This is a genomic window from Nocardia yunnanensis, assembly GCF_003626895.1.
GTDB lineage: Bacteria > Actinomycetota > Actinomycetes > Mycobacteriales > Mycobacteriaceae > Nocardia > Nocardia yunnanensis.
This window is the reverse complement of record NZ_CP032568.1, coordinates 1,187,386-1,202,412: the sequence shown is the minus strand read 5'-3', so window position 1 is coordinate 1,202,412 and position 15,027 is coordinate 1,187,386. Positions and strand designations below refer to the sequence as shown.

At 69.4% G+C, this 15,027-nt stretch carries 17 protein-coding genes; 12 read left to right on the top strand and 5 right to left on the bottom strand.

The genetic code is table 11. The annotated features are described in order from the left end of the window. Positions 1-12: 12 nt before the first annotated feature. The 7 genes from D7D52_RS05670 (at position 13) to D7D52_RS05645 (ending at position 4,821) form a co-directional block, all read left to right on the top strand. Entirely contained in the window at positions 13-921 is a 909-nt protein-coding gene (locus D7D52_RS05670) for a dienelactone hydrolase family protein (RefSeq protein ID WP_120735365.1), read from the top strand. A gap of 26 nt (positions 922-947) precedes the next feature. Beyond that, positions 948-1,850, top strand: coding sequence for a LysR family transcriptional regulator (locus D7D52_RS05665; RefSeq protein ID WP_120735364.1), 903 nt, complete (start codon positions 948-950; stop codon positions 1,848-1,850). A gap of 149 nt (positions 1,851-1,999) precedes the next feature. Then, on the top strand, positions 2,000-2,185 hold the full coding sequence (gene dmpI / locus D7D52_RS05660) for a 4-oxalocrotonate tautomerase DmpI (protein ID WP_036545806.1): 186 nt from the start codon (positions 2,000-2,002) through the stop codon (positions 2,183-2,185). Positions 2,186-2,228: 43 nt separating this feature from the next. After that, on the top strand, positions 2,229-2,717 hold the full coding sequence (locus D7D52_RS38635) for an MFS transporter (protein ID WP_222932789.1): 489 nt from the start codon (positions 2,229-2,231) through the stop codon (positions 2,715-2,717). A gap of 9 nt (positions 2,718-2,726) precedes the next feature. After that, complete coding sequence (locus tag D7D52_RS38630) at positions 2,727-3,239, top strand: MFS transporter (RefSeq protein WP_222932788.1); 513 nt, start codon at positions 2,727-2,729, stop codon at positions 3,237-3,239. 34 nt (positions 3,240-3,273) lie between these two features. Next, positions 3,274-4,065 (top strand): alpha/beta fold hydrolase, encoded by a 792-nt coding sequence (locus D7D52_RS05650; RefSeq protein WP_120735363.1) that lies wholly within the window; start codon positions 3,274-3,276, stop codon positions 4,063-4,065. A gap of 99 nt (positions 4,066-4,164) precedes the next feature. Then, positions 4,165-4,821 (top strand): hypothetical protein, encoded by a 657-nt coding sequence (locus D7D52_RS05645; RefSeq protein WP_162958171.1) that lies wholly within the window; start codon positions 4,165-4,167, stop codon positions 4,819-4,821. A gap of 1 nt (position 4,822) precedes the next feature. Here the strand turns inward: D7D52_RS05645 and D7D52_RS05640 are convergent, their stop codons facing one another. Then, complete coding sequence (locus D7D52_RS05640) at positions 4,823-5,413, bottom strand: helix-turn-helix domain-containing protein (RefSeq protein ID WP_162958170.1); 591 nt, start codon at positions 5,411-5,413, stop codon at positions 4,823-4,825. Between the two features lie 137 nt (positions 5,414-5,550). Here D7D52_RS05640 and D7D52_RS05635 point away from each other — a divergent pair, with 137 nt between their 5' ends. The 3 genes from D7D52_RS05635 (at position 5,551) to D7D52_RS05630 (ending at position 7,947) form a co-directional block, all read left to right on the top strand. Continuing rightward, positions 5,551-6,669, top strand: a complete 1,119-nt coding sequence (locus tag D7D52_RS05635; RefSeq protein ID WP_120735360.1) for an aryl-sulfate sulfotransferase — start codon at positions 5,551-5,553, stop codon at positions 6,667-6,669. Positions 6,670-6,700: 31 nt separating this feature from the next. After that, the gene (locus D7D52_RS37570) at positions 6,701-6,877 is read left to right on the top strand and encodes a hypothetical protein (RefSeq protein WP_162958169.1); all 177 of its coding nucleotides are present in this window, start codon (positions 6,701-6,703) and stop codon (positions 6,875-6,877) included. Positions 6,878-6,954: 77 nt separating this feature from the next. Further along, positions 6,955-7,947 (top strand): cation diffusion facilitator family transporter, encoded by a 993-nt coding sequence (locus D7D52_RS05630; RefSeq protein ID WP_120735359.1) that lies wholly within the window; start codon positions 6,955-6,957, stop codon positions 7,945-7,947. Between the two features lie 3 nt (positions 7,948-7,950). Here D7D52_RS05630 and D7D52_RS05625 read toward each other — a convergent pair whose 3' ends face one another. Continuing rightward, complete coding sequence (locus tag D7D52_RS05625; RefSeq protein WP_120735358.1) at positions 7,951-8,793, bottom strand: helix-turn-helix transcriptional regulator; 843 nt, start codon at positions 8,791-8,793, stop codon at positions 7,951-7,953. Positions 8,794-8,914: 121 nt separating this feature from the next. Here D7D52_RS05625 and D7D52_RS05620 point away from each other — a divergent pair, with 121 nt between their 5' ends. Then, entirely contained in the window at positions 8,915-9,676 is a 762-nt protein-coding gene (locus D7D52_RS05620) for an SDR family oxidoreductase (protein WP_120735357.1), read from the top strand. Here the strand turns inward: D7D52_RS05620 and D7D52_RS05615 are convergent. Next, positions 9,651-11,204 carry an AMP-binding protein gene (locus D7D52_RS05615; protein ID WP_162958168.1) on the bottom strand — a complete coding sequence of 518 codons (1,554 nt, stop codon included), beginning with the start codon at positions 11,202-11,204 and terminating at the stop codon, positions 9,651-9,653. The genes D7D52_RS05620 and D7D52_RS05615 overlap by 26 nt on opposite strands. Positions 11,205-11,550: 346 nt before the next feature. Then, a complete protein-coding gene (gene ctaD, locus D7D52_RS05610) occupies positions 11,551-13,287 on the bottom strand; it encodes an aa3-type cytochrome oxidase subunit I (RefSeq protein ID WP_120743837.1) in 1,737 nt (578 codons plus the stop codon). 338 nt (positions 13,288-13,625) lie between these two features. Between ctaD and D7D52_RS05605 the strand changes: the two genes are divergently transcribed. Continuing rightward, positions 13,626-14,021, top strand: a complete 396-nt coding sequence (locus D7D52_RS05605; protein ID WP_120735355.1) for a hypothetical protein — start codon at positions 13,626-13,628, stop codon at positions 14,019-14,021. A gap of 3 nt (positions 14,022-14,024) precedes the next feature. On the opposite strand, the gene D7D52_RS05600 is transcribed toward D7D52_RS05605, so the two are convergent. Beyond that, the gene (locus tag D7D52_RS05600; RefSeq protein ID WP_120735354.1) at positions 14,025-14,879 is read right to left on the bottom strand and encodes an LLM class flavin-dependent oxidoreductase; all 855 of its coding nucleotides are present in this window, start codon (positions 14,877-14,879) and stop codon (positions 14,025-14,027) included. Between the last annotated feature and the right edge of the window lie 148 nt (positions 14,880-15,027).

Sequence of the window (15,027 nt, the reverse complement as noted above, 5' to 3'; positions counted from 1 at the left end):
TAGGCTGAGGCCATGACATCGCTGCAGCGGTACATCGCGGAGGAGATCGCCACCGATCACGCCGAGGGGTTGCTCAGCCGGCGGGAGGCGGTGCGGCGGCTGGGACTGCTGGGGATGGGGACGCCGGCGGCGGTGGCGCTGCTGGCCGCGTGCGGGGAATCCACGAAGCCGGCGGCGCCCAGCAGTACGGCCGCGGCGACGTCGAGCCCGTCGAGTCCGCCGCCGGGTACCGCGACGGCGGTGCAGCCCAGCGCCATCACGCTGCCCGGACCCGACGGCCGGACCCTGATGGCGGCGTGGGCGCAGGCGGCCGACCCCAGGGGCGGCGTGCTGGTGATTCACGAGAACAAGGGGCTCACCGACCACATCCGTTCCGTGACAGGACGTTTCGCAGGCGTCGGCTATTCGGCGCTGGCCGTGGACCTGCTCTCGGAGGAGGGCGGGACCGCCACTTTCACCGACGACGCGGCCGCGACGGCCGCGCTCAGCAAGATCTCCAACGACCGCTTCGTCGCCGATCTGCGCGCGGGCCTGGCCGAACTGGGCCGCCGCGTGCCGGGAAAGAAGCTGGGCGCCACCGGTTTCTGTTTCGGCGGCGGCCTCACCTGGTTGCTGCTCACCTCCGGCACTCCCGAACTCGCCGCCGCCACACCGTTTTACGGTCCCTTCCCCGACGGCGGCCAGTTCACGGGATCCACCGCCGCCGTGCTCGCCGTCTACGGGGCGCTCGATACGCGGGTCGACGCCACTCGCGCCGCCGCCGAGGCCGCCCTCGACAAGGCCGGTCTCACCCACGAGACCTTCGTGGCCGACAAGGCCGACCACGCGTTCTTCAACGACAGCGGCGCCCGCTACCAGCCGGCCGCGGCCGCCGAAGCCTGGAAACGAGTGACCGACTGGTATGGCCGCTATCTGGGCTGACCCACCCGGGATGTTTTGATGACCCGGTGGAATTGCGCCAGTTGCGGTATTTCGTGACCGTCGCCGAGGAGTTGCACTTCGGGCGGGCGGCGGAGCGGTTGCATATCGCGCAGCCCGCGGTGAGCCAGCAGGTGCAGCGGCTGGAGCGGGACCTGCGGGTGCAATTGCTGGACCGATCGCCGCGCCGGGTGCGGCTGACCGAGGCGGGCCTGCGGTTTCTGCCCGCGGCGCGAGCCGTGCTGGCGGCCGCGGATCAGGCGCGGGCGAGCGTGGCGGACCTGGCGGGCGGGCGGGCCGAACTGTTCCGGCTGGGCACCGTGACCGGGCTGGGCGAGCGGCTGGACGAGGTGCTCGACGCCTTCGCCGAGCAGGCACCGCGGGTGCAGGTGGAGTTGACGGCCCTGCCGGTGCGGGAACGGCTCGCGCAGGTCGCCGATGGGCGGCTGGACGCGGCGTTCGTGCGGTCACCGGAACCCGGGGAGAGCCCGGAACTGGATTTCCTGCCCGCCTGGGACGATCCGCTGGTGGTCGCCTTGCCCGCCAAACATCCTCTGGCGAAACAGGATTCGGTATCGTTGCCGGATCTCGCGCCGGTGCCGCTGCGATTGACCGAGCGCCGCAATCATCCCGCGCTGGTGGATCTGGTGCTGAACGCTTGTGCGCGAGCGGGTTTCGAGCCGGTGCCCGCGCCGACCTCCACCACCTTGCAGGACACCCTGGCCGCCATCGGCGCGGGATCGCCGATGTGGACGGTGGTCTACGAGTCGAATGCCCGGCAGGTGCACAACCGCCGGGTGGTCTTCCGGCCGTTCGCCGATCCGGGCTTGAGTCTGCCCATCGCGCTCGCGGTCCGCGCCGACGCGGCCTCACCGAACCTGCGGCTGCTGGGCGCGCTGCTGGCCGGGAAACACCAGCCCCGTTCACGATAAGGATCGCTTATCGCTGCGCTAACGACCTGCGCATTGGTCGGGGCGCGGAATTCCGGTGAACTGTTCTCAGGCCACCGAGAGCGTCGGAACTCGAATCCGAGATCTCGAAACGGCCGGTATCCCAACACCTTTCACCGAGGAGAACAGTCATGCCCATCGTCACCGTGCAGCAGGGTCCCCGCACCGTCGAACTGAAGCGCGATCTGGTGCGCCGCATCACCGACGCCTTCGTCGACGCCTACCAGATCCCCGCCGAGGCCGTTCAGGTCTGGATTCACGAGACCCCCGCCGACAGCTGGGGCACCGCGGGCCGTCTGACCGCCGACGGCAAATAAACCGCTGCCCGACCACGCCCCGCGCTCACCCCGAGGACTTCTCATGCCCATTGCCGTCTTCGCGTTGGCCCTGTGCGCCTTCGCGATTGGACTCACCGAATTCGTGGTCGCCGGACTGCTGCCGAACATCGCCGGCGACCTGCAGGTCTCGATTCCGGCGACGGGGCTGCTGGTCTCCGGGTACGCGCTGGGCGTGGTCATCGGCGCACCGCTGCTCACCGCCCTCACCGGCGGGGTGGAGCGTCGCCGCCTGCTGACCGGACTCATGGGGTTGTTCCTGGCGGGCAGCGTGGTGTCGGCGCTCGCCCCCGGGTACGCCGTCCTGATGCTCGGCCGGCTGGCGGCCGCGCTCGCGCACGGAGCGTTCATGGGGGTCGGCACGGTCGCCGCGTCGGAGCTGGTGCCGCGGGCCGATCGCAGCGCGGCGGGGGATCTGCGCGTCGAGATCACGACACTGCGCCAGCGCACCGTGCTGCTGGCCTTGCTGACCACCGTGCTCGGCTTCGGCGGCGTCATGACCTCGTATACCTAAATCGCCGAAATGGTCACGCGGGTCACCGGTTTCACGGCCGGATCGGTCATCTGGATCACCATGCTCTTCGGGCTCGGCACCTTCGCGGGCAATCTGCTCAGCGGTCGGTTCACCGACCGCTACCCGCACGGTGCCGCGCCGGGCTCGCTGGCGCTGCTGGCCGTGGTGCTGGCGGCGTTCACCCTGACCATTCATGACAAGACGGCCACCTGTGTGACCGTATTCCTTTTCGGCGCAGCCGCTTTCGGCACGCTCGCGCCCTTGCAGACGCGCATCATGGCCAAGGCGCAGGCCGCGCCGACCCTCGCGTCGGCCACCAATGTGGCGGCGTTCAACCTGGCCAATACCCTCGGCCCGCTGCTGGGCGGGGTGTTGCTCGACGCCGGGTTCGGTTACGCGAGTCTGAATCTCGCGGGGGCGTCGATCACCGCCATCGGGTTGACAGTCGCCCTTCGCAGCGTCGCCGGCGATCGGCGGAGCGCAGCACGGACGGCCGAGCCGATATCGGCTGTGGCCGCCTGAATTCCTTTCCCCTTCACGAGAACGGTTGAGTACCATGCCTTTCGCACCTGTCACCCTGAGTCACGGCCCCAGCCAGGTCGAGTATCTGATCGCCGGCAGCGGGCCGGGGGTGGTGCTGGTTCACGGGACCTTCACCAATGCCGAGGCCAATTGGGGCGAGCTGATGGGCGAGCTGGCCGGGCGGTATACCGTCGTCGCGCCCAATTACGCGGGGTCGGGGGCCACCACCGCGCCCGAGGTGGTGAGTGTCGACGAGATGGCCGAGCAGGTGCTGGCGGCCGCCGACCATGCCGGGGTCGGCAGGTTCCAGCTGGCCGGGCATTCGCTCGGGGCGGTGATCGCGGCGACGATCGCGGCGCGGCACCCGGATCGGGTGGATTCGCTTGTGCTGCACGCGCCCTGGGTGGCGACGGGCAACCGCGGGGCCGCGTTGTTCGACCTGTGGCGGCATCTGCTCGAAACCGATCCGGGGGCGCTGGCCCGGCTGCTGCCGCTGACCGTGCTGCGGACCGAGACCGTCGACGCCTGGAACGCGGCCGAATTCGAGCAGACGGTGGCCGCGTTCGCCGGATTGCTCGATCCGCGGCACGTGGTGCAGCTCGCCGCCGACCGCACCGCCGACATCCGGGAGCTGTTGCCGCGCATCGTCGCCCGCACCCTCGTGCTGGCCAGCGCCTACGATCAGATCGTCCCGATCGACGAACAGCGCGAGGTCGCCGATGCCATTGCCGACGCCGAATATCTCGAGTTCGCGGCCGGTCACGCCCTGCCGCTCGAGGACGGGCCGGGGTTCGCCAAGGCCATCACGGAGTTCCTCGACCGCTAGACCGACCATTCGGTACCCGGAGGTGTCGGGGTCGTTCCAACCCGATATCGACTGGGCAAGCGTGCAGGTAGAGCCCATTTTCAGTGATAAACCGGCAGTATGACAGAGGATGTCGGCAGCGGCGCCGTACCCACCACGGCGGGACGCTCATTGGAATTCTGGGGCTACTGCATGTGGGGCCTCGCGGGGCTGGCCATCGCCGTGTCGGAACTGGCGTCGGTATTCCGGCTGGTGAGCTGGCCGACCATCTCCAACACCATCGGGCATCTGGAAACCCAGCACGACTGGGTGCGGCTGGTCGTGGTCGCGGTGATCACGCTGCTGGCGTATTACGCGGTCCCGCAACTGACCACCCCGCCCGAGCCGGTGGTGCGATCGGTCGCCGGCCGCACCCTCACCGCCAACGGGCGCGTGACCGCGACCCACTCGCCCATCACGCTGCTGGGTGCGGGCTATCTGCTGACCGCCGTCGGAACCTACGTCTTCGGGGTGTTGTTCGCCGCCGCGGACCGGGGTATGCATCCGCATTCGTACCTGGGCGCGTACGTCCTCTACGGCCTGATCGCCCTCATGTGGGTCATCGTGCCGAGCATCCTGGCGCTGTTCTTCAGCCGGGATGTCCCGTTCCCCACCCTGTTTCGCACGGTCGGCTACCTGGAACGCCGCGCGCATCCGGTGGCGGCGCTGCTGCTCGCCGGGCTGGTGGTGCTGCTGATCCACCTGGCCTTCTATCCGTGGCCGGTAATCGCGGGCTGAGTCAGGAGCTGCGGTGCGGGCGGCGGCGGATCGCCATCGAATCCGCCACCGAGACAAGCAATGTCGTGGTCTCGGGGGTGTGCGCCCACCAGCGGTGCGCGACACCGGCCGTGCAGTAGAAGGTGTCGCCGGCGGCGAGCACGTGCTCCTCGCCGCCGGCGACCACCGTGATCTCGCCCCGCACCACGTAGATCAATTCGTCGTTGGCGTGGGTGAATTCGCGTGCGCCGTGCGCGGCGCCGCCGGTGAATTCGAGCGCGCGCAGATCGCGTTCGCCGTGCACGAGCGAGCGCACCGAGCCGTCGGCGGGGTCGGATTGCGGTAGCCGGGTGTCCTCGGCGGCCCGCACGATCGGCGTGTGTGATCCGTTGTCGGCGGCGGCGAGCAGTTCGGTCGCGGTGACGCCCAGGCCGTCCGCGATGCGTTGCAGCGACCGCAGACTCGAATTGCTGTGGCCGTTCTCGAACTGGCTCAGGAACGACTGCGACAGGCCGGTGCGTTCGGCCAGCCGTGCCAGCGTCAGACCCGAGTCCAGCCGCCGCGCGTGCACGACGTGCCCGAGCCGTCGCCACCGTCCGTGTTCGGTATCCACTCCGCGCCTTTCTTCCGACCCGCCGATCCGATCGTGCCGGCCGGGGAAGGCCCAGGGTTTGCCTCGAGCCGATCGCAACCCTTCAGCCCGCCACCAATCTACTGAATATTCAGTGAAACTGAATTTTTGGAGGATTCGTGGAGCAGAACACCCTGAAGCGCCGGGGCATCGGACTCATCGGCAGCGACCCGGAACTGGCCTATCCCGGCTACACCCTGTACGCCCCGCTGGCCGGCAACGGCATCGTGGATCTGGTCGATCTGGCCGGTGAGCGGGTGCATCGCTGGGAACTGCCGTATCGGCCCGGCCGCCATGCCCGGCTGCTGCCCGACGGCACCCTCGCCTACAACGGCGCGACGCTGGCGGCGGGCGTGCTGTTTCCCATGTGGCGCAAGTACAGCGGCGGATCCATGGGCAAGTACGCACCCGACGGCACCCTGCTCGCCGAACATCGCGACGACCTGCAACACCACGACGCCCACCACTACGACGACGGCCGGGTGCTCTACACGGCCGTGGAACCGCTGACCGGTGCGGCGGCGGCGCGGATTCGCGGCGGCGTCCCGGGCAGCGAGGCGGGCGGCGTCGTGTGGGCCGATGTGATTCGCGAGGTGGCCGCCGACGGCACCCTGCTGTGGGAGTGGCGGGCGGCCGCCCAGCTGGATCCGGAAGACGCTGTGCTGCAACCGCATTACTGGCGCGAGCACTGGCCGCTCATCAACAGCGTGTACCCGCTCGACGAGCACACCGTGGTGGCCAGCCTGCGCAGCGTGTCGGCGGTGATCGTGATCGATCGGGCCACCGGCGCATACCGGTTGCTCGCCGATCGCGCCACGGTGGCGCAGCAGCATCACGCCACGCCCGTCGGCGACGGCCGAATCCTGTTGCTGGACAACGGCACCTTCCGCGAGGGCGAATCGGTCACCTACAGCCGCGTTGTCGAAATCGACTCGGCCACCGGCGAACTCGTGTGGAAGTACCAGGATTCGCCGCGCGAGGCGTTCTTCACCCCGTACATGGGCGGGGCGCAGCGGCTGCCCAATGGCAATACGCTGATCACCGAGGCCGCCTTCGGCCGCATCTTCGAGGTGACGCGGGAGCGCCGCATCGTCTGGGAGTACGTGGTGCCCTCGTTCACCGAGTACCCGGACGCCGCGACGGCGGCGGTCTTCCCCGGCGTCTCGAACGCGATCTTCCGCGCCTACCGCTACGGCGCGGCCGAGATCCCGTGGCTGGACGCGGCGCGCCGAGGATGATCGGGCCGCGAATCGGGGGTATGCAGGAGGCATGGGCAGCCATCCGCAGCGGACGCCGTTCTACGGCGTGGTGATGCTGATCGGGGCCATGCTCACCGGGCTGTGGATCCGGGACTGGCCCTGGTTCTGGCTGCGTGTGGTGGGTTTCACGGCATTGTTCATCATCGCCTGTGCCGGCTTCCTGATGACCTTCCGCGATCTTTCGTAACGCAAATTTGGCGAGGCAAATATTGCATACATAGCGATTCGTGCATATGGTGGTCCGGGCACTACCGAAGGAGGGTTATGGGCGGGCATTCGCACGAGCACGGGCACGACCACGCCGGGCATTCGCACGGCGCGACCGCGGACAGCGACAAGCGCTGGCTGGCGGGCGCGCTCGCGGTGATCGTGGTGTTCCTGCTCGGTGAGGTCGTGGTGGGCGTGGTCGCCGGATCGCTGGCGCTGCTGTCGGACGCCGCGCACATGCTCACCGACGCGGCCTCGATCGTGCTGGCGCTGTGGGCGATCCGGTTGGCGGCCAAGCCCGCGGCGGGCCGCATGACCTTCGGGTGGAAGCGCGCCGAGATCCTCTCCGCCCAGGCCAATGGCCTGACCCTGCTGGGCCTGGCGGCCTGGCTGACCTATGAGGCCATCCGCCGCCTCATCGACCCGCCGGCGGTGACCGGCGGCCTGGTGCTGGTCACCGCGCTGATCGGCATCGTGGTGAACGTCCTGGCGAGCTGGATGATCAGCCGCGCCAACCGGACCAGCCTCAATGTCGAGGGCGCCTACCAGCACATCCTCAACGACCTGTTCGCGTTCATCGCCACCGCGGTCGCCGGCCTGATCATCATGCTCACCGGCTTCGCCCGCGCCGACGGCATCGCCACCCTGATCGTCGTCGTGCTCATGGTGAAGGCGGGCGTCGGGCTGGTCCGCGCGTCCGGCCGCATCTTCCTCGAGGCCGCCCCCAGCTACCTGGACCCGATCGAGATCGGGCGGGAGATGGCCGCGGTCGACTCGGTCGTCGAGGTGCACGATCTGCACATCTGGGAGATCACCTCCGGCGTCCCCTCGCTGTCGGCGCACATCCTGGTCGCCCCCGGCGCCGACAGCCAGGCGGTGCGCGCCGCGGTGGCCCACCTGCTCGCCGAGCGGCACCACATCGATCACGCGGTCCTGCAGGTCGATTTCACCGACCACGACGAATGCCCGGACGATTCCGACCACGATCACGAACCGCACTGCGCCGAACCCCACGGCCCGGTGCACCGCAAAACCACCGCGGCGAACTGAGATTCAGACCGTGACGGCGTGCCGGTCGGCGAGGGCGGCCAGGGCCCGGGCGGCCGGGGATTCCGGCGGCGCGGTGTAGACGACCAGCAGCTGATCGGGATCGCCCGGGAGGGTGAGGGTTTCGTAGCCCAGCTCGAGCGGGCCCGCCTCCGGATGCTGGATCAGCTTGCGGCCGAAGGTCTTCTCCTTGATCGGGTGGGCGGCCCAGTGCCGGCGGAAGCCCTCGCTGCGCGCGGACAACTCCGCGACCAAGGCGGTCAGGGCCGGATCGTCGGGGTGCAGGCCGGCGTCCCGGCGCAGATACGCGACCGTCTCCGCCGCGACCGTTTCCCAGTCCGGATAGAAGCTGGGGGCCAGCGGCTCGAGGAACAGGTAGCGGGCCTGATTGCGTTCGGCGACGGGAACCCGGGAGAAGCCGGACACCAAGTCGCCCATGGCATTCCAGGCCAGGACGTCCATGCGGCGGCCCAGGATGAACGCGGGCGCGGTGAGGGCGTCGAGGACGAGGCGGGCGCCCGGGCGAATCGCGTCGGTGTAGCCGCCCGGGGCGGTGGTGGGGCGGGCGTCGACGGTGCCGTGCGGGCGAGCCAGGGCGTAGAGGTGCAGGCGTTCGGGATCGGTCAGCCGCAGGGCGCGGGCGACGGCGTCGAGGACGGCGTCCGAAACATGTTTGCCGCGGCCCTGTTCCAGGCGGATGTAGTAGTCGACGCTGACACCGGCCAGTTGCGCCACTTCCTCGCGGCGCAGGCCCGGGACCCGGCGGCGGCCGTATTCGCGCAGGCCCGCGTCCTCGGGCCGGATGCGGGAGCGGCGGGAGCGCAGGAAATCGCCGAGGTCGTTGTGCATGGCATCCAGACTACGAACCCATCCTGGTACTGGCAGACCCAGGAAAACCGCAACCCTCGCTCGCGGATCGGCGCGCTCGCAGGATGAGTGCACACGCACAACAGCGAAGGAAGTTCGAACAATGAGCTACGAGAACCTGACCGGTCGCACCGCCGTCATCGCCGGAGCCGCCAGCGGCATGGGCGCGGCCACCGCACTGCTGCTGGCCCGCAACGGGGCCCGGGTGGCGCTGCTGGCGCGGCGCGCCGACCGGCTGGAAACCCTGGCCGCCAAAATCGAGGCCGAGGGCGGGACCGCCCTCGCGGTCGCGGTGGACGTCACCGATTCCGCCGGCGTGACCGCGGCCGCCGCGGCCGTGCACGCCGCGTTCGGGCCGGTCGATCTGGTGGTGAACTCGGCGGGCGTGATGCTGCCCAACCCGATCACCGAGGGCCGCGAGGACGAGTGGACCCGCATGCTGGACACCAATGTGGCCGGGCGGCTGCGCATGATCCGCGCCTTCCTGCCGGATCTGCTGGCCGCCGCCGACGCGGGCCGCACCGCCGACCTGGTCAATATCTCCTCCATCGGCGCGCACGTGACCTTCCCCAGCTACTCGGTGTACGCCGCCACCCAGGCCGCCGTCACCCAACTGTCGGCCACCCTGCGCACCGAGCTGGGGCCGCGCAATGTGCGCGTCACCAATATCGAGCCCGGGCTCACCGCCACCGAACTCGGCGAGCACATCGACAATGCCGAACTGAGCGGGCAATTGGACGGCATGTTCGGCTTCCTCGACGCCTTGCGCGCCGACGACATCGCCGACCTGATCGCCTACACCACCAGCCGCCCGGCGCACGTGAATCTGCGCCAGGCGATCATCCTGCCGACGCGGCAAGCATGACGCTCGCCATCTGCTGTCCGATGGGCTGGGAGCCGAGGCGGCCGTGATGGTCGAGTTCGCCGTCGCCGCGCCAGCAGCCGAGTTCGCCGGTGCGGTACATGCGGTCGCCGGGTCCGCCGAAGGGGTCGGCCACGAAGCGGGCGGTGGTGAGGCCGGCGCGGCGATGGTAGCCGCGGGCCAATCCCGCACCGGCGACATAGATCTCGCCGAGGACACCGGGCGGCAGCAGGTTCATCTTGTCGTCCAGGACATAACAGCGGGTGCCGACGACCGGGCCGCCGATGGAGACCGCGGCGTGGGCGGGGACCGCGCCCAGCGGACGGCTCATGGTGGTGCACAGTCCCGCCTCCGCCCAGCCCAGACCGCTCACGAAAGACCGCCCGTCCGACCAGATTCCGGTGAGTTTGGCCGGGCAGGGCGCACCGGTGGTGGCCAGCAGCCGCAGCCGCGGCAACGGTTCCGCGCTCGGCAGGGTCGCGAGAATGTGCGGGGTGAGGACGGCGTGGGTGACCTCCGCGTCGTCCATCAGCTCGTAGAGGTCCGCGCCCGCGTAGGGTCCGGGCGGGGCCAGCACCAGGGTGGCCCCGGATGCCAAGGCCAGCAGCAGTTCCCAGATCGCGGTGTCCCGGCCGGGCGCGGCGGCGGCCAGCACCCGGGCGTCCGGGTCGGAGTCGCAGCGCTGCGCCTGGGTGACCACCAGATTCGCCAGCCCGGCGTGAGTGACGGTGGCGCCCCGCAGAATTCCGCTCGCCTCGTACGGGTAGACGACGTACGCCGGATGCTGCAGGCGCAGCGGCCGGACCCGTTCGGCGTCGCCGATCGCCCGCTCGAGCGGGGCCGTCCACACTCCGGTGGCGCTGGGCGCGCTCTCCCCGCTGGTGCGGCGCATGGGCACGAACGCGCCCTCGGCGACCAGTTCGCGGGCGCGGGCGTCGAGGACTTCCAGCGCCAGCGCGTCGTCGCGGTCGAACACCTCCAGGGCGAGGGTGTCGTCCCGCTCCGGCATCGGGACGGTGTCCACCACCAGCCACGCGCCGGAGGCCAACGCGGGCAGCGACTCCCGGCGATAGTCGGTCGTGAGCCCGGCGACCACCCCGGAATCGGTGAGGATCGGCGCGATGCGCGCGGGCGCGGCATCCGGGTCGACGGCCAGGAAGGCGGCCCCGGCCTGCGCCACCGCGCACACCGCCACCACCCATTCCGCGGAGCGGGGCAGCGCGACCGCGACCACGTCCTCGGGGCCGATGCCCGCGCCGATGAGCCTGCGCGCCAAGCGGTTCGACTGCTCGGTGAGCGTCCGGTAGGTGAGCGCGGCGCCGCCGCACACCACGGCCGTGGCCTCCGGATCGTAGGACGCGGCCCGGGTGAGCAGCTGCGGCAGCGTCAGCGCGACGGCCGAGCTGGTGGCGTTCCATCTCCGTAGCTGGTGCTGCCACTCGGGCGCCGAGTCGCCGGGATCGGCGGACTCGGTGGTGCGGCCAGCGAATCCCGGTGCGGTGTCGCAAACATCCGGAGAATCGGCGAGCATTGTCCCTCCCGAAGTCGAGACCTGCGGATAGCGCCGGAACGCGGCGGTTTCGCGCTCCGACTGCGGACAGTACAGCACCGAAGCAGCAAGTCTGCTGCTATTCGATCCGTGCCGCAGATGGACGAATGATCAGGCGAAACAGGATCGGCCCGATACGGGTATCCGCATCGGGCCGATTCAGTCCGCCGAACCGGGCAGTGGCCGGCGGCCCCCGGGGCAGGTGTCCGGGGCAGGGGTCGGGTGTTGACGCCGACCCCAAAAGATAACGCTAGGCATGTTGTGCGCGGAGCGATATCGGATAGTTGCCCCAAATCTCGTCCGCGCAGGCCCGGGGTTCGGCGGAGCGTTAGCTGGTGACCCGGTCGTGCTCGGCCACCGGGTGGTGCTTCGAACCCCAGCCGACGTGCGCCTCGGCGCGCATGCGGTCGATCATGTGCGGGTAGTGCAGCTCGAAAGCCGGACGCTCCGAACGGATTCGCGGCAGCTCGTAGAAGTTGTGCCGCGGCGGCGGGCAGGAGGTCGCCCACTCCAGGGAGTTGCCGTAGCCCCACGGATCGTCGACGGTGACCAGTTCGCCGTAACGGAACGACTTGAAGACGTTCCACACGAACGGCAGCACCGACGCGCCCAGGATGAACGAGCCGATGGTGGAGACGGTGTTCATGGTGGTGAAGCCGTCGCTGGGCAGGTAGTCGGCGTAGCGGCGCGGCATGCCCATATTGCCCAGCCAGTGCTGCACCAGGAACGTGGTGTGGAAGCCGACGAACGTGGTCCAGAAGTGCCACTTGCCCAGCCGCTCGTCGAGCATGCGGCCGGTCATCTTCGGGAACCAGAAGTAGATGCCCGCGTAGGTGGCGAAGGCGATGGTGCCGAAGAGCACGTAGTGGAAGTGCGCCACCACGAAATACGAGTCCGAGACATGGAAGTCCAGCGGCGGGCTGGCCAGGATGACGCCGGTGAGGCCGCCGAACAGGAACGTCACGATGAACCCGGCCGCGAACAGCATGGGCGTCTCGAAGGTCACCTGCCCGCGCCACATGGTGCCGATCCAGTTGAAGAACTTCACGCCGGTCGGGACCGCGATCAGGAAGGTCATGAACGAGAAGTACGGCAGCAGCACGGCTCCCGTGGCGTACATGTGGTGCGCCCACACCGCGATCGACAGCGCCGCGATGGCGAAGGTCGCGTACACCAGGGTGGTGTAACCGAAGATCGGCTTGCGGCTGAACACCGGAATGACCTCGGAGATGATGCCGAAGAACGGCAGCGCGATGATGTACACCTCGGGGTGGCCGAAGTACCAGAACAGATGCTGGTAGAGGACCGATCCGCCGTTGGCCGGATCGTAGATGTGCCCGCCCAGATGCCGGTCGTAGGCCAGCGCGAACAGCGCGGCGGTCAGGATCGGGAAGGCCACCAGCACCAGGAAACTCGTCACCAGGATGGTCCAGGTGAACACCGGCATGCGGAACAGGGTCATGCCGGGGCAGCGCAGGCAGACCACCGTGGTGATCATGTTGACGCCGCCGAGGATGGTGCCCAGACCCGAGACCGCCAGGCCCAGGATCCACAGGTCACCGCCGACACCGGGCGAATGCACGATGTCCGACAGCGGGGTGTAGGCGGTCCAGCCGAAATCGGCCGCACCGCCCGGGGTGACGAAGCCGGCGGTCGCCATGGTCGCGCCGAACAGATACAGCCAGTAGCTCAGCGCGTTCAGCCGCGGGAAGGCGACGTCGGGCGCGCCGATCTGCAACGGCAGCACCACATTCGCGAAACCGAACACGATGGCGGTGGCATAGAACAGCAGCATGATCGTGCCGTGCATGGTGAACAGCTGGTTGAACTGCTCGGTGGACAGGAACTGCATGCCCGGCCGGGCCAGCTCGGCGCGCATGAGCAGCGCCATGATGCCGCCGATCAGGAAGAAGGTGATGGCCGTGGTCAGGTACATCATCCCGAGCATCTTGGGATCGGTCGTGGTGATCGCCTTGTAGATGAACGAGCCCTTCAGACCGTGCCGGGGCGGGAAGGGGCGCGCCCACTCGACATTCTCTTCGGGCTTTGGAGCAACTGCTGTCACCACATCCTCCTCGGGAGGGGTTCCGTCCAGCTCTACCAATCGGGGCACATAGAACGGCGCACAGCGTACCTACAGCAAATCGATCTTCGCCGAAAACACTCCGCGCGGAGCGAATCGGGATCGAAATGGAAGATACTGCGGGGCAACCGGCCGGTTTCACGCAGGGTGCGCCCAACCGCTTGCTCGCGGCCGCGCGTCCACTAGGCTGCTCGACTGTGGGGGCCAGCTCGACACTCAGCGAAACAGACCGGGCGCAAACAATTTTGACGAGTTGTTCAACTCCGGTTCATCCCGGGACGTCACGAAAACCTCATAAGTCACGCTTCACTATCGGAACCATGTCTCGATCGCTGCGCACCCGCCTTGCCACCGTCGCCGTGGTCGGCGCCCTCGGCACCCTGCTCGCCGCGGGGGCGGCCACCGCCACCGAGGAGCCCAAGGCCGTCATTCACGGGCGGGCCGAGATCACCGCGCGCGTCACCGGCGAGAAGCCGGGCAACAAATGCCAGATCGCGAGCAAGGACCGCAGCGGGCCGTGGGGGACGGTCGGCGGCGACGGGACCGTGAGCCTGACGCTCGGCGGGCGGACGGACAAGACGCTGCGGGTGATCTGCGAGGATCCGGCCAAGGGGGACGTCAGCCTGCATACGGTGCGCGCGGATCGGGTGACCTTCGACGGGATCCTGTCGCCGCTGCGGCAGATCATGCACAACCGCTTCTTCGGGTCGCGGTAGGGCTCAACCACCTGCCCGAGCGGCGGCCACCGCGGCGCGGACGGCGGGCACGGTCTCGGTGGTGAAGTGGTGGGTGGGGGCCTCGCCGTCCGGTTTCACCGGGAGCAGGAACTCGCTGATGCCATGTGCCAGAGCGACTTCGGTGAGCTGGGCCGGGGACATGGTGGGGTCGATGACGTAGGCGCGGCGGATGAGGGCGGGGATGCGACCGGCCTCGCGGGCGCCGGCGTCGATGGCGGACATGAGGGCGGGCAGGGCATCCGGCGGGGCGTAGCTGAAGCCGCCGAGCCAGCCGTCGGCGAGCGCACCGGTCAGGCGCAGGGCGCGGGGGCCGTAGACGCCGAGCCAGATCGGGATCGGATGCGCCGGGCGCGGGCCGGGTTTCGCGCCGCGCAGGGGGTAGAAGTCGCCGGGCAGTTCGACGCGTTCGCCCTCGCCCCATAGCGCGCGCAGGACGCCGACCGCCTCGCGCAGGGCCGCGAGGGCCTGCCCCGGACCGCGGCGAAAACCACCCATGGCCTCGATGGCGTCCCAGAACGCGCCCGCGCCCAGGCCGAGTTCGACACGCCCGGCGCTGAGCAGGTCGAGGCTGGCGGCGCTGCGGGCCAGTACCGCGGGCGGGCGCAGCGGCAGGTTCGCCACCGCGGGCATGAGGGTCAGCGAGCGGGTGACGCCGGCCAGATAGGACAGCAGCGTCCAGGTGTCCAGGAAGGCGGGTTGATACGGATGATCCTGTACGGCCAGCACTTCCAGCCCGGACTCGTCGGCCTGGCGCACCAGGCGCAGCAGCGAACGACCGCGCGCCGCCTCGGGCGGAACGAAGATCCCGAACCTGAGCTCATGCCCGTAATCCGCCATAGCGAATATCAAGCTACCGGGTGGGCGGGGCGGCCGGACGCACCCGGGGCCGATTCGGCGCGTCCCGGCGGCGGCCCCCGTTTCAGATCGTGATGAACCGGCAACCTCATTCCAAGGTTGTTGCCGGGCAACGAATTACACTTGTAGC

Coding starts and splice junctions, on each gene's coding strand:
- D7D52_RS05615 (WP_162958168.1), bottom strand. CDS start 11,204: ATGCTCGCCGATTCTCCGGATGTTTGCGACACCGCACCGGGATTCGCT.
- D7D52_RS05645 (WP_162958171.1), top strand. CDS start 4,165: ATGACAGAGGATGTCGGCAGCGGCGCCGTACCCACCACGGCGGGACGC.
- D7D52_RS38630 (WP_222932788.1), top strand. CDS start 2,727: ATGGTCACGCGGGTCACCGGTTTCACGGCCGGATCGGTCATCTGGATC.
- D7D52_RS05625 (WP_120735358.1), bottom strand. CDS start 8,793: ATGCACAACGACCTCGGCGATTTCCTGCGCTCCCGCCGCTCCCGCATC.
- D7D52_RS05650 (WP_120735363.1), top strand. CDS start 3,274: ATGCCTTTCGCACCTGTCACCCTGAGTCACGGCCCCAGCCAGGTCGAG.
- D7D52_RS05600 (WP_120735354.1), bottom strand. CDS start 14,879: ATGGCGGATTACGGGCATGAGCTCAGGTTCGGGATCTTCGTTCCGCCC.
- D7D52_RS05605 (WP_120735355.1), top strand. CDS start 13,626: ATGTCTCGATCGCTGCGCACCCGCCTTGCCACCGTCGCCGTGGTCGGC.
- D7D52_RS37570 (WP_162958169.1), top strand. CDS start 6,701: ATGGGCAGCCATCCGCAGCGGACGCCGTTCTACGGCGTGGTGATGCTG.
- dmpI (WP_036545806.1), top strand. CDS start 2,000: ATGCCCATCGTCACCGTGCAGCAGGGTCCCCGCACCGTCGAACTGAAG.
- D7D52_RS38635 (WP_222932789.1), top strand. CDS start 2,229: ATGCCCATTGCCGTCTTCGCGTTGGCCCTGTGCGCCTTCGCGATTGGA.
- D7D52_RS05620 (WP_120735357.1), top strand. CDS start 8,915: ATGAGCTACGAGAACCTGACCGGTCGCACCGCCGTCATCGCCGGAGCC.
- D7D52_RS05670 (WP_120735365.1), top strand. CDS start 13: ATGACATCGCTGCAGCGGTACATCGCGGAGGAGATCGCCACCGATCAC.
- D7D52_RS05630 (WP_120735359.1), top strand. CDS start 6,955: ATGGGCGGGCATTCGCACGAGCACGGGCACGACCACGCCGGGCATTCG.